This window comes from Haloarcula sp. 1CSR25-25 (assembly GCF_032027985.1).
Lineage (GTDB): Archaea > Halobacteriota > Halobacteria > Halobacteriales > Haloarculaceae > Haloarcula.
Genome location: NZ_JAHYBW010000021.1, coordinates 1 through 972, shown reverse-complemented (window position 1 = coordinate 972; position 972 = coordinate 1). Strand labels below are relative to the sequence as shown.

Annotated in this window: 1 rRNA gene; it reads right to left on the bottom strand. The window is 54.7% G+C overall.

Annotated features, from left to right (window positions below):
• A 23S ribosomal RNA gene (locus KZ498_RS24620) occupies window positions 1-972 on the bottom strand; the annotation flags it as partial.

Sequence of the window (972 nt, the reverse complement as noted above, 5' to 3'; positions counted from 1 at the left end):
CCCTGCTTCCACCCAATGAGAGCGCCAATCTACTCGATTACCAGTATAAGTGGTACGGACAGGTCTCGGTGGTGGATTTGAGTCCCGATCATTTTGGGCGCCTCAAACCTCGGCCGGTAAGCTGTTACGCTTTTCTTAGAGGGTAGCTGCTTCTAAGCTCACCTCCCGGCTGTCTAGGGCTCGAGACCACCTTCAGAGGATTACACTTAATCCACACTTGGGGACCTTAACCTATCTCTGGGTTGTTCCCCTCCTGGTACACAGGCTTACCCCGCGCACCGGAATCCCCGCGTCAAACAGCGTCTGTAAGTTTGGAGTTTGACAGGTGTGCCGACTCCTCTCGGAGGCGGACACACCAATCGGTCGCTCTACCTCACAGACTACCTCGGCGGAGGTCATGCTTCGACATGTTTCGATTGGAACCAGCTGTTGCCGGACTCGATGGGCCTTTCACCCCTACACATAGATCACGAGAGGGTATTGTAGGACACCAACTCTAACAGACTTCCACGTGCCTTTCGGCACGCTTCATCTTGTCCATGCGTAGATCGTCCGGATTCGGGTCGTGTCCACATGGCTCCCCGCCCTTGAAGACGGCGGCCCTCGTCGTAAGACTGCGGCCATGTCGGTTTCCCTGTGCCTCCCCGGATACTCCGGTTAGACTTGCCATACAGACACACTCCCTGGCTCGTTTTTCAAAACGTACGACAGAACATCGGCTTCCTGTAAGTCTTACTGGAGACTCGCGTCTCGGTCATTCGTTACAGGACCTTGTATGCCCTGTCGCTCGATCGCCAACTGATTTCATGCTCTATTTCGCCTCCCTTCTGAGGGTACTTTGCAGCGTTCGTTCACACTACTTGTTCACTATCGGTCTCAGGTTGTGTTTAGCCTTCGCAGTCGATGCCTGCGTTATTCGCGAGGGATATCCAACCCCCGCTACTCTGGCACTACCGCACAGCGTACTGGTCT